The organism is Pseudomonas tritici (assembly GCF_014268275.3).
Classification (GTDB): Bacteria; Pseudomonadota; Gammaproteobacteria; order Pseudomonadales; family Pseudomonadaceae; genus Aquipseudomonas; species Aquipseudomonas tritici.
This window is the reverse complement of the sequence record NZ_CP077084.1, coordinates 6,153,554-6,172,375: the sequence shown is the minus strand read 5'-3', so window position 1 is coordinate 6,172,375 and position 18,822 is coordinate 6,153,554. Positions and strand designations below refer to the sequence as shown.

The window sequence follows — 18,822 nt, the reverse complement described above, 5'->3', positions numbered from 1 at the left end:
GTTACAGTTTCGTTACCGAAAATAGCATCGCCTCTTATCTGCAAACACAGGAAATCAGAGCAATTGCATGTTCTCTTATGAACATGTCGCGAATAGATAAGTGTTGGTCGGGATTGGGTCTAGAGACCACTGATTAACTAACGTGGGAGCAGGCAAGCCAGCTCCCACATTGACCGCATTCAAGTCCATTAGCGGATTTGGACGACGACCTTGCCCACCGCCTTGCGCTGCCCCAAATCATTGATCGCCTGGGCGGCCTGTTCCAGCGGGTATACCTGCGACACCAGCGGCTTCAACTTACCCTCGGCATACCACGTGAACAACTGCTGGAAATTCGCCGCATTCTCCTGCGGCTGACGCTGCGCAAATGAACCCCAGAACACCCCGACCACTGCCGCGCCCTTGAGCAGCGCCAGGTTCACCGGCAGCTCCGGAATACGCCCGCTGGCAAACCCCACCACCAGCAAACGCCCGTTCCAAGCGATGGCGCGGATGGCCTGGTCAAACAGGTCGCCACCCACCGGGTCGTAGATCACATCGGCACCGTTGCCGTCGGTGAGGCGCTTGATCTCGTCTTTCAGGCTGGCTTCGCTGTAGTTGATCAGCTCATCGGCGCCGGCGGCTTTGGCCACCGCAAGTTTATCGGCGCTGCTGGCGGCAGCGATCACCCGCGCGCCCATGGCCTTGCCGATTTCAACGGCGGCCAGGCCCACGCCACCCGAAGCGCCGAGCACCAGCAGCGTTTCGCCAGGTTGCAGGTTGGCCCGTTGTTTCAACGCGTGCATCGAGGTGCCGTAGGTCATGCTGAAAGCGGCAGCGGTGTTGAAGTCCATGCTCGGCGGGATCGGCAGCACGTTATAGGCCGGCACCGCGACCTGTTCGGCAAAGCTGCCCCAGCCGGTCAGCGCCATGACCCGGTCACCGACTTTCAGGTGACTGACCTTTTCGCCCACTTCACTGACCACGCCCGCCGCCTCGCCGCCCGGCGAAAACGGGAAGGGCGGCTTGAACTGGTACTTGCCCTCAATGATCAAGGTATCCGGGAAGTTGACCCCGGCGGCATGCACGTCCAGCAGGATTTCGTTCTTCTTGATCGCCGGGCTGGCGATTTCTTCCAGCACCAGGGTTTCGGCAGGGCCGAAGGCTTTGCACAGCACAGCTTTCATCGGACTATTCCTTTTGGCGTCGTGGCCGATAAGTGTAGGAGGGTACGCCCGTGGGTCAACGAGCATGCCCGGGCCTGATAAGTCGCCATAAGCTTGTGCTCAGCCTTGCTAGCGTTATGCTACCTGGCAACCGAATGTGAGGAATGAACTGTGAAAGCGTGGATCCTGTTGATGCTGGCCCTGACCTTGCCGATGGCAGCCCAGGCCGAAGAGGCCAAAGAAGGCGAGGCGCCGAAGGTCAGCTATATCAGCCTAAGCCCGCCGTTTGTGGGCAACTACGGCCTGGATGGCACGGCGAAGCTCAAAGTATTCAAGGCCGACATCGCGCTGCGCGTGACCGGCACTGAAGCTGCCGCTGCGGTCAAAGCTAACGACGCGTTGATTCGTAACCAACTGGTGGCGCTGTTCACCCAGCAGACCAACGAGAGCATGAGCACCGTTGAAGGCAAGGAAAAACTGCGTCAGGAAGCGCTGAAGCAGACTCAGCAGGTAATGAATGACGAGACCGGTAAACCGGTAGTGGAAGACTTGTTGTTCAATAACCTGATCATTCAGTAGCAGGCGGTGTCGCTCTCCAGATCTTGAGCAAGGTCGCTATGAAGTCGGGCTCCAGCACGCGGTTGCCGTGGCCGCTCAGGTGGTTGGAGTCGAAATACAGCGGCTTGGCGTTTTGGTCATAGGCCCAACAGGTCACGCCGGGGTACAGCAGCGGCAGCGGGTCCCACACCCTCAGCGCCGGATACTCGGCGCTCAGCTCCTGCAACAGTTGCATTTGCGGTGCGCGCAGTCGTTCAAGCTGTGCGCGTTGCATTGTCAGACCTGGCGCGCATACCGGGTTCATGCGGTTGAACCCATCGGAACAACGATTGGGCGCGGCCTTGAACAGAGGCTTGGGCGCATCGATCAGCACAGTCAGGCGTGCCGCCTGCAATCGGTTCAACAGGGTTTGGGCGTCAATGCGCGCCGCTTCCATCGTTGAAGCGGTCAGTTCGGTCAGCGCCTTATCGACCATCGCCTGCTCACCCTCTCTCCATTCGCGGCCCGCAAGCTCCGGCATGCGCAATGAGGCCAGAAACACGATGTCACCTGGCTTGGCCCGCGCTTCGATCTCCTTCAACTGGACTTCGCGGGAGGCCGCGCAGTGTTTCGGATCAGGGCCTATCAGGCTCACGACCCCGCAGCCGCCTTGTTCATAGTCATGCACCTTGATGCCCAGCTTCAGCGACACGAGGTTCAGCAGGGTGCGATAGGCCGCCGTGTGTGAGTCGCCGATGACGAACAACTGGCGACCGGCCAGGTGCGGGTCCTTGAGGACCTCGAAGTCTTCCCGGGGATAATGTTTATAGGCGTACCAAGTGTAGGTATCGCGGGTCTGGCTGATCGACAGTACGGCAGGATCCTCCGCTACCCACATCGCGCCGCGCCAGAGCAGGCCGGTCACCAGCACGGTCGTGGCCAACGTCAGCCATGCGCTGCGCTGGGTCACGGACCTGCTGCTGCGGATCGGCGTCTCGATCCAGTGGTAGGACGCTGCGGCAAGCGCCAGCACCAGGCAAGGATAGAGCAGCTGTACCGCCAGCAATTCCAGCCCGGTGGTCCAGCGTAGGAACACCAGTACCGGCCAGTGCCACAGGTACAGCGAATAAGACAGCCGCCCGATGTAGGTGAACAACGACGTTTGCAGCAGACGCTGCAAGGGGCCCGGCGATGCGTCACCTTGCTGCACAATCCCTGCGATCATTAGCAGCGTGCCCGCAACCGTCACCAGCGCCCAGGGAAACGGAAATTGGCGCGGATCGGCAAAGATAAAGCCCATTACGACCAGCACAAGTCCACCGCCCAGTAACCAGGGCGCGATACGCGCCGCCGGAGCCCGCGTGCACATCAGCTGAAACAACATTGCCCCGGCAGCCAGTTCCCAGAATCGCCCTGGCAGCAGGTAAAACGCTGCCAGCGGTTGGTCATTCACCTGGTAGGCAGCGACCAGCAGCGACACAAGAGCCGCCAACGGCAGCAACGCGCGCGGTCTGGCGCGCAGCCAGATGAAAAACAGTGCCGGGAAGATCACGTAGAACTGTTCTTCAACGCCCAGCGACCAGGTATGCAGGTAGGGATTGAGTTCGGCGCTCGGCGAAAAGTAGGTATCGGTGTTCCAGGCCAGCACAAAATTGCTCAGGCCGAAAAACGCCGCCAGGCCGGTGCGGTTAAACAGGTCGCTGAGCCAGAAGGGCGGCATCAGCATCGCTGAGAGCACGCTGCTGACGCACAGCATCACAAGCAGAGCTGGCATGATGCGCAGCATACGACGCCGGTAGAAATCTGCCAGGTAGCGGCCCAAGGTCAGCTCCCGCCGCTCCCATAGCGACTGGCTGATCACATACCCGGAAATCACGAAGAACATGTCCACGCCGGTAAAACCGCCCGGCAGCCATTGGAAATAATCCAGATGGAAGACGATCACACTCAGCACGGCGATCGCCCGCAAGCCGTCGATGGCTGGCCTGTAGGTGGAGGTGGGGCAGGACACGTGGGCTTCCTTTGCTCAGTGGGTGGGGCACTGATTCTGCCCCAACCTGGCGAGCGCGACGACTGGCCGTTCGGACAGGTGTAAGTCTGCTTATTTCGCGAGCAAGCTCGTTCCTGCTGATGCGGGGGTTAACGCAGCGCCAGCACTGCCGTCCACTGTTCAGGGGTCACCGGCATTACCGAAAGCCGGCTGCCTTTTTGCACAAGGGGCAGTTCGGCGAGGGCGGCTTGCTGTTTCAGGTAGCCCAGGCCCAGTACCTTGGGAAAGGTTTGCAGGTGCGCGACGTTGATCGCACTCCACGGGTTTTTTTCCGAGGTGGCCTTGGCGTCGAAATAGTGGCTTTCTGGTTCCAGCGCGGTGGGGTCCGGATAGGCCGCCTCGACGATTTTGCCGATGCCGGCAATGCCAGGCTCGGGGCAGCTGGAGTGGTAAAAGAAAAACTCGTCACCCACCGCCATCGCGCGCAAAAAGTTGCGTGCCTGGTAGTTACGCACCCCGTCCCAGCGCGCTTCACCGAGCTTTTCCAGGCCGTTGATCGAGAGTTCGTCGGGCTCGGATTTCATCAGCCAATAGGCCATTTTTGGGCTCCTGAAACAGGGAGTGGGTAAGTTGTCAGGCAATTTGATGACAAACCGACAGTCGGTTGGCGCCAAGGTTTGCGTGTTGGTTCACGTTACCGCAGAATGCCGGCTTTTAAAGCTTGGCGCAGCTGCAACGGACTTCTTTGGAACGTTGTTGTCATCGTGTACGAGGTGCCTGCAGGGGGGCAATCGATGCAACGTAAACCGGATTTACTATGGATTTTGGTGATTTTGTTTGGTCTGGGCGTCGTGACCACCGGGTATGCCCAAAGCTTGTGGTCGAACAAGACCGATGCTCCCGTTGAACTGGCTCAGCAGCAGCCGCAACCGTTCAAGCGTTAACTCTTCCTCAAGGCGCCGCTGATTCCAGTGGCGTCTGTGCGATATACCAAGTCTTATCTGTTACGGTGCCAGCCAACGGCACGTCCCAGCTCGCTTGCGCCAAACGATCGACTTTCTGGCATTCATGGGCCAGGCCCAGCAGCGTCGGCTTGCGCCAGCTCTGGCGGCGCGCCAGGTAGGCCAGGCTACGGTCGTAAAACCCGCCGCCCATGCCCAGTCGCCCACCGGCATCATCGAACCCCACCAATGGCAGCAGCACCAGGTCCAATGCCCAGACCTTGCGTTGGCGGCTGATATTCACCCGTGGCTCCAGAATGCGAAAACGGTTCGGCAGCAGTTTTTCCCCAGGCCTTACGCGCTGGAACACCATCTTGGTCCGCGGCCAGGCGCTGAGTACCGGCAGGTACGTGGCCTTGCCCCGGCGCTGGGCTGCGCGCAGCAGCAAGCGCGGATCGATTTCACCGTCCGTCGGTAGATACAAAGAGATATGTTTGGCCCGGCGAAACAGCGGGTGCTGTGCCAGTTGCCGATACAGGCCGTGGGCGGCCTTGCGCTGCTCGCTCGGCGTGAGGGCGCGGCGGGCCTGGCGCAACATGCGTCGAAGTTGCGGACGGGAAAGCGGCGCAGGTTCGGTCATGGTTTCCGGCTCATAAAACAATGCCAGTCCGAGGACTGGCATTGAGTTTGGGAATTCAGGCTCCCCGACAGAGCCGCTGTCGACTTAGCCCTTGAACCCGAAAGTTCAAGGTGGAAGATGCAGTAGGCTTTAAGGCTTTCCGTCTAGCGGACATGCACACCAGCCCAACGTGCAACTTCCAGGGTAGTGCGAATCGGCTCAGGGACATCGCCGACTGGCAAACACGCCAGGGAGTGGGGCGAGTATACCTTAAACAGTCGCGGCAATCAGCCCTTGGGTGCGTCTGTGTCGCTGGAAAGCGCCAGATCAACACGCTCCAGCAGGTCACGCACCTGCTCACGGGTGGAGCCGCTGGCCTGCACGTCAGGGCGTTCCTGCTTATGCAGTAAATCGTGAGTAATATTCAGCGCGGCCATCACGGCGATGCGGTCGGCGCCGATCACTTTGCCGCTGCTGCGGATTTCACGCATCTTGCCATCCAGGTAGCGGGCGGCGCTCACCAGGTTGCTGCGCTCTTCCTGGGGACAGATGATCGAATATTCTTTGTCGAGGATCTGCACGGTGACGCTATTGCTTGAACTCATGAGTCTTGCTCCAGGGCCTTCAGGCGCGAAATCATCGATTCGACCTTACGCCGGGCGATTTCGTTTTTTTCAATGAGGTGAGCGCGTTCCTCGCGCCAGGTCTTTTCCTGAGCTAATAGGAGTCCGTTTTGACTCTTTAGTTGCTCGACCCGGGTAATTAGCAATTCGAGTCTGGCCATCAGCGCTTGCAGGTCGGTGTCTTCCATTGGGTTCCACTGGATTTGTCTGATGAATGGCAACTGCAGGATAAACGATCTGACGCCCTTGATAGTCTTGGTACGTCTGCCGGTGCTAGGATACAACGCTCCATTCTAGACATTGCGCCGTCTGGCGCCTAGCTCACCATGCCTATTCAGAACTCCCCGTACGATGCTTTTTCCAAACTGCTGAGCACCAGCGGCCACCCCTGCTCGCCTGCCGAACTGCACGGCGTGCTGCTGGGCCGTAGTTGCACCGGCGTTGGCTTTGACGCTGATAACTGGCTGGCCGATGTGGCCGAGCTGCTCGAAACCGAGCCGACCGACAACGTGCGTAACGCGCTGATCGGCTTGCAAGAGATGGTCAAGGGCGAGCTGACCGGTGATGACGTCACTGTGGTCCTGCTGCTGCCGACCGACGACGCGCCGCTCACCGAACGCGCTGCTGCCTTGGGCCAATGGTGCCAAGGTTTCCTCCACGGCTTTGGCGTAAACGCCGGCGGCCTGGAACTGAGCACCGACGCCAAGGAAGTGTTGCAGGACCTGGCAGCCATCTCCCAGGTGCAAGACGCTCTGGAAGAATCCGAGGACGGTGAAGGCGACTACATGGAGGTGATGGAATACCTGCGCGTCGCGCCGCTGCTGCTGTTCACAGAGACCAAGAAGTCTGCTGAACCCGCTGCACCCAAGCCGTCGCTGCATTAAGAAAGGAAGCCCATCTGTCCATGATTCATATCCCCCGAGCGGAATACACGCGGCGCCGCAAGGCGCTCATGGCGCAGATGGAACCCAACAGCATCGCGATCCTGCCGGCCGCCGCCGTGGCGATCCGCAACCGTGATGTCGAACACGTGTACCGCCAGGACAGCGATTTCCAGTACCTGAGCGGTTTCCCCGAGCCGCAAGCGGTGATCGTGCTGATGCCCGGCCGCCAGCACGGCGAGTACGTGCTGTTCTGCCGCGAACGCAATGCCGAACGCGAACTGTGGGACGGCCTGCGTGCCGGCACCGAAGGCGCAATCCGCGACTTTGGCGCCGACGATGCCTTCCCGATCACCGATATCGACGACATCCTGCCCGGCCTGATCGAAGGCCGCGACCGGGTGTATTCGGCCATGGGCAGCAACGCCGAATTCGACCGGCACCTGATGGAGTGGATCAACGTGATCCGCTCTAAAGCGCACCTCGGCGCCCAGCCACCGAACGAATTCGTTGCTCTGGATCATCTGCTCCACGACATGCGTCTGTATAAATCGGCGGCAGAAGTGAAGGTGATGCGCGAGGCCGCACGAATCTCCTGCGCCGCCCATGTGCGGGCGATGCAGGCCAGCCGGGCCGGTTTGCACGAGTTCAGCCTGGAAGCCGAGCTGGACTACGAATTTCGCAAGGGCGGCGCGAAAATGCCGGCTTATGGCTCCATCGTCGCCGCCGGGCGCAACAGCTGCATCCTGCATTACCAGCAGAATGATGCGTTGCTCAAGGACGGTGATCTGGTGCTGATCGACGCCGGTTGCGAGATCGACTGCTACGCCAGTGACATCACCCGTACCTGGCCGATCAACGGCAAGTTTTCGCCCGAGCAGAAGGCAATCTACGAGATTGTGCTGGCCTCCCAGGAAGCCGCCTTTGCCCAGATCGCCCCCAACAAGCATTGGAACCAGGCCCACGAGGCCACAGTGCACGTCATTACCGCCGGGCTGGTGAAGCTGGGGTTGTTGCAGGGCGACGTCGACGAACTTATCGCCAGTGAAGCCTACAAACCCTTCTATATGCACCGCGCCGGCCACTGGCTGGGCATGGATGTGCATGATGTGGGCGAGTACAAAGTGGGCGGAGAATGGCGTGTGCTGGAAGTTGGCATGGCGTTGACCGTTGAGCCGGGGATCTACATCTCGCCGGACAATCAGAACGTGGCAAAGAAATGGCGTGGCATTGGCGTACGCATCGAGGACGACGTGGTGGTAACCAAGCAAGGCTGTGAAATCCTGACCGGCGGCGTGCCCAAGACCGTCGCCGATATTGAAGCGCTGATGGCGGCTGCGCGATGAGCCGGGTCAACCTGGCGATCATCGGCGGCGGCCTGGTCGGTGCCAGCCTGGCGTTGGCGTTGCAGGCGGGGGCCAAGGCGCGCGGTTGGAAGATCGTGCTGATCGAACCGTTCGCGCCGGGCGACAGCTACCAGCCGAGCTACGACGCGCGCTCTTCGGCGCTGTCCTTCGGCGCCCGGCAGATCTATCAGCGTTTGGGCCTGTGGCAGGACATTTCCCGCCGCGCCGAACCGATCAAGCAGATCCATGTGTCCGACCGTGGGCGCTTCTCCACGGCGCGTTTGTCGGCCATGGAAGAGGGCGTGCCCGCCCTTGGTTACGTGGTGGAAAACGCCTGGCTGGGCCAGTGCCTGTGGCAAGGCCTGGATAAAGACGTGGTCAGTTGGCGCTGCCCGGCGGAAGTCACGCGCATGGAGCCGCTGTCCGATGGCTACCGTCTTACCCTCAACGATGAAACCGTGCTGGAATGCGACCTCGCGGTGCTGGCCGATGGCGGCCGTTCCGGCTTGCGCGAGCAACTGGGCATCGGCGTTAAAACCCGCCCGTATAACCAGAGCGCGCTGATCGCCAACATAACCCCAAGCGAAGCCCATAACGGCGAAGCATTCGAGCGTTTCACCGATGAAGGCCCAATGGCCTTGCTGCCGCTGCCGGACAACCGTTGCGCGCTGGTGTGGACGCGCATCGGTATGGATGCCCAGCGCCTGGCCAACCTCGATGAACGCAGCTTCTTGAGTGAATTGCAGGGCGTGTTCGGTTACCGCCTGGGCACCCTGAAGCAAGTCGGCGCACGTCATCTGTATCCGCTGACGTTGGTTGAGGCCGAGGAACAAGTGCGTTCGCACCTGGCAATCCTTGGCAACGCCGCCCACAGCCTGCACCCGATTGCCGGGCAGGGCTTCAACTTGTCCCTGCGCGATGCGAACGCCTTGGCCGAGGCCTTGCTGGCCGGGCCGCAAGTACCGGGCGACCTGGCAACCTTGCAGGGCTATCGCGAGCGTCAGCGCCTCGACCAGAAACTCACCGTGGGCTTCTCCGACCAGGTCACGCGCCTGTTTGGCAGCGCCCAACCGCTGGTAGCGCTGGGCCGCAACATAGGCCTGCTGGGCCTGGACCTGTTACCGCCGGCCAAGCGCTGGTTCGCCCGTCAGGCCATGGGCCTGGGCACGCGTCCCGATGCGTAAGGGGTTGATCGAGCGCCTGGGCAAGGCGCGGTTGTTGCGTTGGATCATGACCCTGTATCCGCCATATTTGGGCGCCGGGATCAGCGTGCAGCAGATGAGCGCCGATTTTCGCCACGTCAAAGTGCGCATGGGCCTGGGCTGGTACAACCGCAATTACGTCGGCACACAGTTCGGCGGCAGCCTGTATTCGATGGTCGACCCGTTCTACATGCTGATGCTGATGGAGAACCTGGGCCGCGACTACATTGTGTGGGACAAGGCCGCGAGCATCGATTTCATCTCGCCGGGCAAAGGCCCGGTGTACGCCGAGTTTTCCATCGACGACGCCTTGCTCGATGAGGTGCGTCGACACACCGAAGGTGGCGAGAAGTACTTGCCCCACCTCAAGGTCGAGATACATGACGGCTCCGGCACCCTGGTGGCGCGGGTCGACAAAACCCTTTACGTGCGGCGCAAGCCGCCAGCGAGACAGGCTTAAAGCATGGACATGCGCGCAGATGTGCTGGTTGTCGGGGCAGGAATGGTCGGAAGCGCCCTGGCGCTGGCGTTGCAGGGCAGTGGCCTGCAGGTGCTGCTGCTCGATGGCAGCCCGCTGAGTGTCAAACCGTTCGACCCTGACGCGACTTTCGAGCCGCGGGTGAGCGCCTTGTCGGCCGCCAGCCAGCGCATCCTCGAGCGCCTGGGTGTGTGGGACGGCATCGTGTCGCGCCGTGCCAGCCCTTACGGCGAGATGCAGGTATGGGACGGCAGTGGCACCGGGCAGATCCACTTTTCGGCGGCCAGCGTGCACGCTGAGGTGCTCGGGCATATCGTCGAGAACCGCGTGGTTCAGGATGCCTTGCTCGACCGTCTGCACGACTGCGACCTGGGCCTGTTGGCCAACGCGCGTCTTGAACAGATGCGCCGCTCCGGCGATGACTGGCTGCTGACCCTGGCCGATGGGCGCAAGTTGCTTGCGCCGTTGGTGGTTGCCGCCGATGGCGCCCACTCCGCCGTGCGCCGCCTGACCGGCACGGCGACCCGCGAATGGGATTACCTGCATAACGCCATCGTCACCAGCGTGCGTAGCAGCGAGCCGCACCAGCGTACGGCGTGGCAACGCTTTACCGATACCGGCCCGCTGGCGTTCCTGCCACTTGTGCGGGATGGGCAGGAGGATTGGTGCTCGATTGTCTGGTCGACCACGCCCGCTGAGTCTGAGCGCCTGATGGCGCTGGATGATCAAAGCTTCTGCCGTGAACTGGAGCGGGCTTTTGAAGGCCGGCTCGGCACAGTGCTGAGCGCCGACCCGCGCGTTTGTGTGCCGTTGCGCCAGCGTCACGCCAAATGCTACGTGGCCGAAGGCCTGGCATTGATCGGCGACGCGGCCCACGTCATCCATCCATTGGCGGGGCAGGGCGTGAACCTGGGCTTTCTTGACGCAGCGACACTGGCTGAAGTGCTGTTGTCGGCGACCGAGCGCGGTGAGCGCCTGGCGGATGTGAAAGTGCTGAGCCGCTACGAACGCCGACGCATGCCGCACAACCTGGCGTTGATGGGGGCAATGGAAGGCTTTGAGCGACTGTTCCAGGCCGACCAATTGCCGCTGCGCTGGCTGCGCAACGCGGGGTTGAAGCTGGTCGACCAGATGCCCGAAGCCAAGGCCGTGTTTGTACGCCAGGCGCTGGGCCTGACCGGCGATCTTCCTGACCTGGCAAAACCCTGACATTGACGCCCGGTCCCCTGTGGGAGCGGGCTTGCTCGCGAAGAGGCCATCAGCTCCACCGCAAAAAGTTGACTATGCAACATCTGGTAACGCCTCCAGCAAGCACCACCAAATGTGAGTCCTTATCATTTGCCCTCTTTTTGCAAATGAGAGACCGCACCCATGTTGGCACCCAAGCGCCTCCTGACTGCCCTGGCACTCACCCTGATCGGCAGCACCACCGTGCAGGCCGCCGACGAAGTGGTGGTCTACTCCTCGCGCATCGACGAACTGATCAAGCCAGTGTTCGACGCCTACACCCAGAAGACCGGCGTGCAGGTGAAGTTCATCACCGACAAGGAAGCCCCGCTGATGCAGCGCATCAAGGCCGAGGGCGAGAATGCCACCGCCGACCTGCTGCTCACCGTGGATGCCGGCAACCTCTGGCAGGCCGAGCAAATGGGCATCCTGCAACCGTTCACCTCAAGTGTGATCGACAAGAATATTCCGCTGCAATATCGCTCGTCGGCCCACGCCTGGACCGGTTTGAGCCTGCGCGCGCGGACCATCGCCTATTCCACCGACCGGGTAAAACCGGGTGACCTCACCACTTACGAAGCCCTGGCCGACAAACAGTGGGAAGGCCGTCTGTGCCTGCGTACGGCGAAAAAGGTCTACAACCAGTCGCTGACCGCCACCCTGATCGAAACCCACGGCGCGGCCAAGACCGAAGAAATCGTCAAGGGGTGGGTCAACAACCTGTCCACCGACGTATTCTCCGATGACATCGCCGTGCTCGAAGCCATCAATGCCGGCCAGTGCGACGTAGGGATCGTCAACACCTACTACTACGGTCGCCTGCACAAGCAGAAGCCGGACCTGGCGGTGAAGCTGTTCTGGCCGAACCAGGGCGACCGTGGCGTGCATGTGAACCTGTCGGGCATTGGCCTGACCAAGCACGCGCCACACCCGGAAGCCGCCAAGGCGTTGGTGGAATGGATGACCACGCCTGAGGCGCAGAAGATCTTTGCCGACGTGAACCAGGAGTTCCCGGCGAACCCGGCGGTACCGCCGTCGGCCGAAGTGGCAACCTGGGGTAAATTCGTGGCGGACACCTTGCCGGTGGAAGTGGCGGGCAAACGTCAGGCTGAGGCCATTCGGTTGATGGATAGGGCTGGCTGGAACTGATACAAGTTTAAAAACACTGCAGTCCAAATGTGGGAGCTGGCTTGCCTGCGATAGCATCACCTCGGTATGACTGATATACCGAGGTGTCTGCATCGCAGGCAAGCCAGCTCCCACATTGGTTAGCGGCGACTTCAAAACCTTCATTTCTCTGAGAGCTTTTCCTTGGCCCACCCCGCCCAACGCCGCTGGTACCTGCCGGTCTTCACCGTCGCTGCCCTGGTGCTGCTGCCGCTGAGCGTGATGTTGCTGTCCTGGCAAAGCATCGACGCGCAAATCTGGTCCCACCTCTGGGAAACCCAGATGCCGCGCCTGCTGGGCAACACCCTCACCCTGGTGTTGGGCGTCGGTGTCGGTGTGACCTTGTTGGGCGTCAGCCTGGCCTGGTTGACCAGCCTCTGCGAATTCCCCGGACGGCGTTGGCTGGATTGGGCGCTGATGTTGCCCTTCGCCATTCCCGCGTACGTGCTGGCTTTCGTGTTTGTGGGCCTGCTGGATTTTGCAGGCCCGGTGCAAACCCTGCTGCGCGAATGGTTTGGCAGTGGTTTGAGGCTGCCGCGCGTGCGCTCGACCAGCGGGGTGATCATCGTTCTGGTGCTGGTCTTTTACCCGTATGTGTATTTGCTGGCACGCACCGCGTTCCTGGCCCAGGGCAAAGGCTTGATGGAAGCGGCGCGGGTGCTGGGGCAATCGCCATGGCGAGCGTTCTGGCACGTGGCCCTGCCCATGGCACGGCCGGCGATTGGTGCCGGGGTGGCGTTGGCGCTGATGGAAACCCTGGCGGATTTCGGTGCGGTCTCGGTGTTCAACTTCGATACGTTCACCACCGCCATCTACAAAACCTGGTACGGCTTCTTCAGCCTTTCCAGCGCGGCACAGTTGGCCAGCCTGTTGCTGCTGGTGGTGATGTTGGTGCTGTACGGCGAACGTCGCGCACGCGGTGCCAGCCGGCCGAGTAATGAGCGGCCACGGGGCAAGGCGCTGTATCACTTGCGTGGGCTCAAGGCAGCGGCGGCCAGCGGCTGGTGCGGGCTGGTGTTCGCCTGTGCGTTTGTCATCCCGATGCTGCAACTGGTCGTCTGGTTCTGGCAGCGCGGCCGCTTCGACCTGGATGAGCGCTATTCGGGCCTGATCGTCCACACGCTCTACTTGGGCGGCATCGCAGCGTTGATCACCGTAAGCGTGGCGTTGCTGCTGGCATTTGCCAACCGCCTGGCGCCGACCCGGGCGATCCGCTCCGGCATCAGCCTGGCCAATGTCGGCTACGCCTTGCCGGGCTCGGTGCTGGCGGTATCGATCATGTTGGCGTTCAGCTATCTGGATCGCGAGCTGGTGGTGCCGCTGTCGGGTTGGCTCGGCGGTGCGGGCAAGCCGTTGCTGTTGGGCAGCCTGTCGGCGTTGGTGCTGGCGTACCTGGTGCGTTTCCTGGCGGTGGCCTATGGGCCGCTGGAAAACAGCCTGGCGCGCATCCGCCCGTCCTTGCCGGAAGCAGCCCGCAGCCTGGGCGTCAGCGGCCCGCGACTGTTTTGCAAAGTGTATCTGCCGTTGCTGCTGCCGGGGACCTTAAGTGCGGCGCTGCTGGTGTTCGTCGATGTGCTCAAGGAAATGCCCGCCACCTTGCTGATGCGCCCGTTCGGCTGGGACACCCTCGCGGTTCGTATTTTCGAAATGACCAGCGAAGGCGAGTGGGCACGGGCTTCTTTGCCGGCGTTGACCCTGGTGCTGGTGGGCCTGTTACCGGTGATCGGGCTGATCCGACGCTCTGCCCGGCAAATCGGTTAGGTGCCAGTCCTACAGCTTGCAGCTACAATGCGCGGCATTCGGTGCGGCCCGTCTTTCGGGTCGAGTCGCTGGGCGTGGCTGCGGGCCTTGTAATTCAAGGTGTTTGGCACGAACGGCAACGCTGCGCACCTTCGCCACGCCCGGAAGGAGAAACCCATGGGACAGCGTACGCCTCTGTACGACCTGCATCTCGCCCTCGGCGCGAAAATGGTCGATTTTGGCGGTTGGGATATGCCTTTGCACTACGGCTCGCAAGTTGAAGAACACCACCAGGTGCGACGCGACTGCGGGGTGTTCGATGTATCTCATATGACCGTGATCGATGTCAGCGGCCCCCAGGCCAAGGAATGGCTGCAGTATTTGCTGGCCAATGATGTCGAACGTCTGCATGGCTGCGGCCGTGCGTTGTACAGCGCCATGCTCAACGAAAAGGGCGGCGTGGTGGACGATATGATTGTCTACCGCACCGAGGACGCCTATCGGCTGGTGGTCAACGCCGCCACCCGCGATCAGGACATGGCGTGGATGCACGCGCAACTGGGTAATTATCAGGTGCAGCTGCATGAGCGGCCCGAATTGGCGATGCTCGCCATTCAAGGCCCCCACGCCCGGCAGAAAATTGCCGAGTTGGTCACCCAGTCCCGCGGCACCCTGATTCACCAACTCAAGCCCTTCGAAGGCCACGCCGATGGCGATTGGTTTATCGCGCGCACGGGCTACACCGGCGAAGATGGCCTGGAGATTGTCCTGCCTGCTGATCAGGCGCCAGGCTTTTTCAACGATCTGGTGGGCGCGGGTATTTCACCCATCGGTCTCGGCGCCCGGGATACCCTTCGCCTGGAGGCTGGCATGAACCTGTATGGTCAGGACATCCACCAGGACGTTTCGCCCCTGGCATCGAACATGGCCTGGAGTATTGCCTGGGAACCTGCCGAGCGAAATTTCATTGGTCGCACCGCGCTGGAAGCGGAAAAAGCGGCGGGTGTGCAGTTCAAACTGGTCGGGCTGGTACTGGAGGAACGCGGGGTTCTGCGTGCTCACCAGGTGGTTCGTATCGCCAATATTGGCGAAGGGGAGATCACCAGTGGTAGTTTCTCTCCTACGCTGAGCAAATCCATTGCCCTGGCGCGTGTACCGACGGCCACCGCCGATCGGGCCGAAGTGGAAATCCGCGGCAAGTGGTACCCGGTTCGAGTGGTCAAACCGACCTTCGTGCGCCATGGCAAGACCTTGATCTAACCTATTCCCGGCAGGCCGAAGGCCGCTGACATTACTTCTTGAGGACACAGACTATGAGCGATATCCCTGCCGACCTGCGTTTTGCCGAAAGCCACGAATGGGCACGCCTGGAAGCTGACGGCACCGTGACCGTCGGGATCTCCGACCATGCCCAGGAAGCGTTGGGTGATGTGGTGTTTGTTGAACTGGCTGAAGTTGGCGCTACGTTTGAAGCCGAAGGCCAGGCGGGTGTGGTTGAGTCGGTGAAGGCTGCTTCGGATATCTACGCCCCGGTTGCAGGCGAAGTGATTGCAGTCAATGAGGAGCTGAGCGGTAGCCCTGAACTGCTGAACTCCGACCCGTACGGCGCGTGGATCTTCAAGCTCAAGCCAAGCAACCCGACTGATCTGGAAAAACTGCTGGATGCTGCCGGTTACAAAGCCGCCATCGGCGAGTAAACGCAAAGAGTTACAACAATGCAAATCAGTGTGGGAGCTGGCTTGCCTGCGATGCAGACACCTCGGTGTATCAGTACACCGCAGTGATGCCATCGCAGGCAAGCCAGCTCCCACATCTTATTGTGGTGAGCCAGATTTTTCAGCCTGCGTTCAAGACTGCCTTGACCGCTGCCACCGACCGCTCCACATCCGCCTCTGTCATCGCCGTAAACATTGGCAATGATACGATCAAGCGCCCAACCTTTTCCGCCACCGGAAACATGCCTTCCTTGAACCCCTGCGCCCGATAAAGACTCAGCAGATGGATCGGCGGGTAGTGATAGCCAATGCCTACGCCGTGGGCCTGCATCTGCTCCATGAAGGTGGCGCGGGCCGGCAGACCGTCCTGACGCTCCGGCAGTACCAGTTGGAACAGGTGCCAGTTGCTGTTTTCGAAATCCGCCGGCGGCAGTTGCGCGCCGTATTGCGCTTCAAAGTCATCGCCAAAGCATTTGAAGTAGTGCTGCGCCAGGTTCTGGCGGTGAGCGGTGATCTTTTCGATATGGGCAAATTGCCCCAAACCGATGGCTGCGGCGATGTCGGTCATGTTGAACTTGCCACCCAGCACATCCACATCCAGGCCGTCGAAGCCTGTGCGGGTAACGCCTTGCAGGCGGTATTTTTCTGCCAGCCGCGCTTCTTCGGCATTGTTCAACACAAGGCAGCCGCCTTCGGAAGAGGTGATGTTCTTGTTGGCCTGGAAGCTGAACGACACAAAATCCCCGGTGGCGCCGATACGCTCGCCATCCCAGCTTGAACCCAGCGCCTGGGCAGCATCCTCAACGATACGCAGGTTGTACTTGTTGGCCAGTGCATACAGCATCGGCATGTCCAGGGGTAGGCCAGCGAGGTACACCGGGATGATCGCCTTGGTGCGCGGGGTAATCGCAGCCTCTACCTGGGCCAGGTCGATATTGCGAGTAATCGGGTCAATATCGGCAAACACTGGCGTAGCGCCGACTTCCAGGATCACGTTGGCCGTGGCAACCCAAGAGATCGGCGTGGTGATGACTTCATCGCCCGGCCCGATACCGGCAATGCGCAAGGCAATCTCCATGGTGCAGGTGCCCGAGTTGAAGGTACGCACCGGGCGGCCGCCAAAGTATTCCGATAACTTAGCCTCGAATGCCTGCACTTTCGGCCCGCTGGTGATCCAGCCCGAGCGCAATACATCGCCAACCGCCGAGATGGTGGCTTCGTCAATGGTAGGTTTGGAAAACGGCAGGAAGGGCTGTTGGCTCATGACGACGAAGGCATCCGTTTCAGATTGGCGATGAGTGAGCGAGGTATCAGTACGGCATGGTTGCACGGCTTGACTGAATATAGCCTGTCGTCCGTGAATGAATTGTCATACTGCGGGTTAAAACGCGGGCAAAAAAATGCCGCTTCAACAGCGGCATTTTTCAGAGCGATGAAATCACTCGGTAACGGCGTTTTTCGCAAGGATAGCGTTGGCCAGCTCCATATCCGTGGCCTGTAGGCCAGGGTTATCGGCGCGGACTTTCTGCATTGCGGCTTCCAGGTATGGACCACGGATGCCGCCGTCGCTGGCAACAAAGCTGCCGGCGTCGTCTTGTGCGGCAACCACCAGCTTGTGGTCCTTGAAGGTCAGGTACGTCGAGCCAGTAGTGGCGCCCGACGAGATGACATTGCGCCAGAAACTGTCGGCCATGGCTGAACCGACAGGAAGGGAAAGCACAGCAAGGGTTGCGACAGCATATTTGAGACGCATGATGGGTGACTCCGGTGGGTTATCTGTACATTATGATTGTAGATAGCCCAGCCGAGTTCCATCACTGACTAAACAGTTTCAACCTTTAACACCACGCCCTCCTGACTAACCACACGGACTTGGGCGCCTACAGGGCTGTCCGGGCCGGTCACCATCCAAACGCCATCGCCGACTTTCACTTTGCCACGGCCGTCCACGATCGCCTGATGCACGATAAACATACGGCCGATAAGCTCCGAGCCCCGTTCGTTCAGCCCGGGTTGGTCACTTGCCTTGGCGCTGCTGCGCTGACGCTTCCACCAATACACCGCCGTCAGGATCGATAACACGGCAAACAGCAGCAACTGCCACTCCAGCCCCAGGGGCGGCACCAGGAACTTGATCACGCCCACGGCAGCCGCTGCGATACCCATCCATAACAGGTACCCACCGGCGCCAAATACTTCAAGAATCAACAGCACCGTACCCAGTGCCAGCCAATCCCAGAACGACAAATGCTGCAGGAAATCCCACATGGTGCTGGCCTCAGCCTTTCTTGTTGTCGAACGTCGCCTTGACGATCTCGCCGATACCGCCGACCGCACCGATCACCTGGCTGGCTTCCAGCGGCATCAGGATGACCTTGCTGTTGTTGGCGGACGCCAGCTTGCCCAGTGCGTCGATGTATTTTTGCGCGACGAAGTAGTTGATGGCTTGAACGTTACCGGTGGCGATCGCCTCGGAAACGACTTGAGTCGCACGAGCCTCAGCTTCAGCCTGACGTTCACGGGCTTCAGACTCCAGGAACGCAGCTTGGCGCCCACCTTCGGCCTCAAGAATTTGTGCCTGCTTCTTGCCTTCTGCTGTCAGGATCGCCGACGCCCGCAGGCCTTCGGCCTCCAGGATCTGCGCGCGCTTGATCCGCTCGGCTTTCATCTGGCCAGACATGGCTGCCATAAGGTCGGCGGGCGGGCTGATGTCCTTGATCTCGATACGGGTGATCTTGATGCCCCATGGCGCAGTAGCTTCATCAACGGTGCGCAACAGTTTTTCGTTGATACCGTCACGCTGGCTGAGCATGGCATCCAGCTCCATGGAGCCGAGCACAGTACGGATATTGGTTTGCAGCAGGTTGCGGATGGCGTGTTCGAGGTTATTGACCTCATAGGCCGCCTGGGCGGTGTTGACCACCTGGAAGAAGCACACGGCGTCGATCTGCACGGTGGCGTTGTCGGCTGTGATCACTTCCTGGGGCGGGATGTCCAGCACGCTCTCCATCACGTTGATCTTGCGACCGATGCGGTCCATGACCGGGATGATGATGTTCAGGCCAGGCTTGAGAGTGTTGGTGTATCGGCCAAAACGCTCGACTGTCCACTGGTACCCTTGGGGGACGACCTTGAAGCCCATGAACAGGATGGCGATGGCCAAGCCCACAAAAAGAAGCAGTACGGTTCCGATCTGCATAGCGATTCCCTA

Annotated in this window: 21 protein-coding genes and 1 other RNA gene; 11 read left to right on the top strand and 11 right to left on the bottom strand. The window is 60.7% G+C overall.

Annotated features, from left to right (window positions below; genetic code table 11):
• Nucleotides 1-188 precede the first annotated feature (188 nt).
• Nucleotides 189-1,166 (bottom strand): NADPH:quinone oxidoreductase family protein, encoded by a 978-nt coding sequence (locus HU722_RS28420; RefSeq protein WP_065874443.1) that lies wholly within the window; start codon nucleotides 1,164-1,166, stop codon nucleotides 189-191.
• A 150-nt stretch (nucleotides 1,167-1,316) separates the two neighbouring features.
• Between HU722_RS28420 and HU722_RS28415 the strand changes: the two genes are divergently transcribed.
• Complete coding sequence (locus HU722_RS28415) at nucleotides 1,317-1,724, top strand: flagellar basal body-associated protein FliL (RefSeq protein ID WP_049711009.1); 408 nt, start codon at nucleotides 1,317-1,319, stop codon at nucleotides 1,722-1,724.
• On the opposite strand, the gene HU722_RS28410 is transcribed toward HU722_RS28415, so the two are convergent.
• Both HU722_RS28410 and HU722_RS28405 read right to left on the bottom strand, forming a co-directional pair.
• Nucleotides 1,714-3,693 carry an acyltransferase family protein gene (locus HU722_RS28410; RefSeq protein ID WP_186754966.1) on the bottom strand — a complete coding sequence of 660 codons (1,980 nt, stop codon included), beginning with the start codon at nucleotides 3,691-3,693 and terminating at the stop codon, nucleotides 1,714-1,716. The two genes, HU722_RS28415 and HU722_RS28410, sit on opposite strands and share 11 nt — an antisense overlap.
• A 128-nt stretch (nucleotides 3,694-3,821) precedes the next feature.
• Nucleotides 3,822-4,271 (bottom strand): EVE domain-containing protein, encoded by a 450-nt coding sequence (locus HU722_RS28405; protein ID WP_065874441.1) that lies wholly within the window; start codon nucleotides 4,269-4,271, stop codon nucleotides 3,822-3,824.
• 195 nt (nucleotides 4,272-4,466) lie between these two features.
• On the opposite strand from HU722_RS28405, the gene HU722_RS28400 reads away from it, so the two are divergent.
• The gene (locus tag HU722_RS28400; protein WP_010207387.1) at nucleotides 4,467-4,616 is read left to right on the top strand and encodes a hypothetical protein; all 150 of its coding nucleotides are present in this window, start codon (nucleotides 4,467-4,469) and stop codon (nucleotides 4,614-4,616) included.
• Between the two features lie 7 nt (nucleotides 4,617-4,623).
• On the opposite strand, the gene HU722_RS28395 is transcribed toward HU722_RS28400, so the two are convergent.
• The 4 genes from HU722_RS28395 to HU722_RS28380 form a co-directional block, all read right to left on the bottom strand.
• Nucleotides 4,624-5,253: a 5-formyltetrahydrofolate cyclo-ligase gene (locus HU722_RS28395; RefSeq protein WP_065874457.1), complete on the bottom strand. Its 630-nt coding sequence runs from the start codon at nucleotides 5,251-5,253 to the stop codon at nucleotides 4,624-4,626.
• A 57-nt stretch (nucleotides 5,254-5,310) separates the two neighbouring features.
• Nucleotides 5,311-5,489, bottom strand: a non-coding RNA gene (gene ssrS / locus HU722_RS28390) — 6S RNA.
• A 30-nt stretch (nucleotides 5,490-5,519) separates the two neighbouring features.
• Nucleotides 5,520-5,837, bottom strand: coding sequence for a cell division protein ZapA (locus HU722_RS28385; protein ID WP_049711015.1), 318 nt, complete (start codon nucleotides 5,835-5,837; stop codon nucleotides 5,520-5,522).
• On the bottom strand, nucleotides 5,834-6,043 hold the full coding sequence (locus tag HU722_RS28380) for a TIGR02449 family protein (protein WP_007982902.1): 210 nt from the start codon (nucleotides 6,041-6,043) through the stop codon (nucleotides 5,834-5,836). The genes HU722_RS28385 and HU722_RS28380 overlap by 4 nt, the downstream gene beginning before the upstream one ends.
• 138 nt (nucleotides 6,044-6,181) lie before the next feature.
• Here HU722_RS28380 and HU722_RS28375 point away from each other — a divergent pair, with 138 nt between their 5' ends.
• The 9 genes from HU722_RS28375 to gcvH all read left to right on the top strand — a co-directional run bounded on the left by HU722_RS28375 (nucleotide 6,182) and on the right by gcvH (nucleotide 15,593).
• Nucleotides 6,182-6,739: a YecA/YgfB family protein gene (locus tag HU722_RS28375; protein ID WP_015886444.1), complete on the top strand. Its 558-nt coding sequence runs from the start codon at nucleotides 6,182-6,184 to the stop codon at nucleotides 6,737-6,739.
• A gap of 20 nt (nucleotides 6,740-6,759) precedes the next feature.
• Nucleotides 6,760-8,082, top strand: coding sequence for a Xaa-Pro aminopeptidase (gene pepP, locus HU722_RS28370; protein ID WP_065874440.1), 1,323 nt, complete (start codon nucleotides 6,760-6,762; stop codon nucleotides 8,080-8,082).
• Nucleotides 8,079-9,266: a 2-octaprenyl-6-methoxyphenyl hydroxylase gene (ubiH, locus tag HU722_RS28365; protein ID WP_065891328.1), complete on the top strand. Its 1,188-nt coding sequence runs from the start codon at nucleotides 8,079-8,081 to the stop codon at nucleotides 9,264-9,266. The genes pepP and ubiH overlap by 4 nt, the downstream gene beginning before the upstream one ends.
• Nucleotides 9,259-9,744 (top strand): DUF4442 domain-containing protein, encoded by a 486-nt coding sequence (locus HU722_RS28360; RefSeq protein WP_065874438.1) that lies wholly within the window; start codon nucleotides 9,259-9,261, stop codon nucleotides 9,742-9,744. Before ubiH ends, HU722_RS28360 begins: the two co-directional genes overlap by 8 nt.
• Nucleotides 9,745-9,753: 9 nt before the next feature.
• Complete coding sequence (locus HU722_RS28355; RefSeq protein ID WP_175405801.1) at nucleotides 9,754-10,971, top strand: 2-octaprenyl-3-methyl-6-methoxy-1,4-benzoquinol hydroxylase; 1,218 nt, start codon at nucleotides 9,754-9,756, stop codon at nucleotides 10,969-10,971.
• Between the two features lie 162 nt (nucleotides 10,972-11,133).
• Nucleotides 11,134-12,138 carry an extracellular solute-binding protein gene (locus HU722_RS28350; protein ID WP_065874436.1) on the top strand — a complete coding sequence of 335 codons (1,005 nt, stop codon included), beginning with the start codon at nucleotides 11,134-11,136 and terminating at the stop codon, nucleotides 12,136-12,138.
• 162 nt (nucleotides 12,139-12,300) lie between these two features.
• Nucleotides 12,301-13,917 (top strand): ABC transporter permease, encoded by a 1,617-nt coding sequence (locus tag HU722_RS28345; RefSeq protein ID WP_065880226.1) that lies wholly within the window; start codon nucleotides 12,301-12,303, stop codon nucleotides 13,915-13,917.
• A gap of 156 nt (nucleotides 13,918-14,073) precedes the next feature.
• Nucleotides 14,074-15,156: a glycine cleavage system aminomethyltransferase GcvT gene (gene gcvT / locus HU722_RS28340; RefSeq protein WP_065874434.1), complete on the top strand. Its 1,083-nt coding sequence runs from the start codon at nucleotides 14,074-14,076 to the stop codon at nucleotides 15,154-15,156.
• A 53-nt stretch (nucleotides 15,157-15,209) separates the two neighbouring features.
• Nucleotides 15,210-15,593: a glycine cleavage system protein GcvH gene (gcvH, locus tag HU722_RS28335; RefSeq protein ID WP_065874433.1), complete on the top strand. Its 384-nt coding sequence runs from the start codon at nucleotides 15,210-15,212 to the stop codon at nucleotides 15,591-15,593.
• Between the two features lie 139 nt (nucleotides 15,594-15,732).
• Here gcvH and HU722_RS28330 read toward each other — a convergent pair whose 3' ends face one another.
• The 4 genes from HU722_RS28330 to HU722_RS28315 all read right to left on the bottom strand — a co-directional run bounded on the left by HU722_RS28330 (nucleotide 15,733) and on the right by HU722_RS28315 (nucleotide 18,810).
• Nucleotides 15,733-16,875: a DegT/DnrJ/EryC1/StrS family aminotransferase gene (locus HU722_RS28330; protein WP_065874432.1), complete on the bottom strand. Its 1,143-nt coding sequence runs from the start codon at nucleotides 16,873-16,875 to the stop codon at nucleotides 15,733-15,735.
• Nucleotides 16,876-17,049: 174 nt separating this feature from the next.
• Complete coding sequence (locus tag HU722_RS28325) at nucleotides 17,050-17,364, bottom strand: DUF2388 domain-containing protein (RefSeq protein ID WP_003176799.1); 315 nt, start codon at nucleotides 17,362-17,364, stop codon at nucleotides 17,050-17,052.
• Between the two features lie 68 nt (nucleotides 17,365-17,432).
• Complete coding sequence (locus HU722_RS28320) at nucleotides 17,433-17,879, bottom strand: NfeD family protein (RefSeq protein ID WP_065874431.1); 447 nt, start codon at nucleotides 17,877-17,879, stop codon at nucleotides 17,433-17,435.
• Nucleotides 17,880-17,889: 10 nt separating this feature from the next.
• Nucleotides 17,890-18,810: an SPFH domain-containing protein gene (locus HU722_RS28315; protein WP_046381704.1), complete on the bottom strand. Its 921-nt coding sequence runs from the start codon at nucleotides 18,808-18,810 to the stop codon at nucleotides 17,890-17,892.
• Between the last annotated feature and the right edge of the window lie 12 nt (nucleotides 18,811-18,822).

Excerpts from the sequence above, each read along its gene's own strand:
- HU722_RS28320 (WP_065874431.1), bottom strand. The coding sequence starts at position 17,879 with ATGTGGGATTTCCTGCAGCATTTGTCGTTCTGGGATTGGCTGGCACTG.
- HU722_RS28380 (WP_007982902.1), bottom strand. The coding sequence starts at position 6,043 with ATGGAAGACACCGACCTGCAAGCGCTGATGGCCAGACTCGAATTGCTA.
- HU722_RS28330 (WP_065874432.1), bottom strand. The coding sequence starts at position 16,875 with ATGAGCCAACAGCCCTTCCTGCCGTTTTCCAAACCTACCATTGACGAA.
- HU722_RS28375 (WP_015886444.1), top strand. The coding sequence starts at position 6,182 with ATGCCTATTCAGAACTCCCCGTACGATGCTTTTTCCAAACTGCTGAGC.
- HU722_RS28385 (WP_049711015.1), bottom strand. The coding sequence starts at position 5,837 with ATGAGTTCAAGCAATAGCGTCACCGTGCAGATCCTCGACAAAGAATAT.
- HU722_RS28355 (WP_175405801.1), top strand. The coding sequence starts at position 9,754 with ATGCGCGCAGATGTGCTGGTTGTCGGGGCAGGAATGGTCGGAAGCGCC.
- HU722_RS28350 (WP_065874436.1), top strand. The coding sequence starts at position 11,134 with ATGTTGGCACCCAAGCGCCTCCTGACTGCCCTGGCACTCACCCTGATC.
- gcvH (WP_065874433.1), top strand. The coding sequence starts at position 15,210 with ATGAGCGATATCCCTGCCGACCTGCGTTTTGCCGAAAGCCACGAATGG.
- pepP (WP_065874440.1), top strand. The coding sequence starts at position 6,760 with ATGATTCATATCCCCCGAGCGGAATACACGCGGCGCCGCAAGGCGCTC.
- HU722_RS28325 (WP_003176799.1), bottom strand. The coding sequence starts at position 17,364 with ATGCGTCTCAAATATGCTGTCGCAACCCTTGCTGTGCTTTCCCTTCCT.
- HU722_RS28420 (WP_065874443.1), bottom strand. The coding sequence starts at position 1,166 with ATGAAAGCTGTGCTGTGCAAAGCCTTCGGCCCTGCCGAAACCCTGGTG.
- gcvT (WP_065874434.1), top strand. The coding sequence starts at position 14,074 with ATGGGACAGCGTACGCCTCTGTACGACCTGCATCTCGCCCTCGGCGCG.
- HU722_RS28315 (WP_046381704.1), bottom strand. The coding sequence starts at position 18,810 with ATGCAGATCGGAACCGTACTGCTTCTTTTTGTGGGCTTGGCCATCGCC.
- ubiH (WP_065891328.1), top strand. The coding sequence starts at position 8,079 with ATGAGCCGGGTCAACCTGGCGATCATCGGCGGCGGCCTGGTCGGTGCC.
- HU722_RS28405 (WP_065874441.1), bottom strand. The coding sequence starts at position 4,271 with ATGGCCTATTGGCTGATGAAATCCGAGCCCGACGAACTCTCGATCAAC.
- HU722_RS28395 (WP_065874457.1), bottom strand. The coding sequence starts at position 5,253 with ATGACCGAACCTGCGCCGCTTTCCCGTCCGCAACTTCGACGCATGTTG.
- HU722_RS28400 (WP_010207387.1), top strand. The coding sequence starts at position 4,467 with ATGCAACGTAAACCGGATTTACTATGGATTTTGGTGATTTTGTTTGGT.
- HU722_RS28360 (WP_065874438.1), top strand. The coding sequence starts at position 9,259 with ATGCGTAAGGGGTTGATCGAGCGCCTGGGCAAGGCGCGGTTGTTGCGT.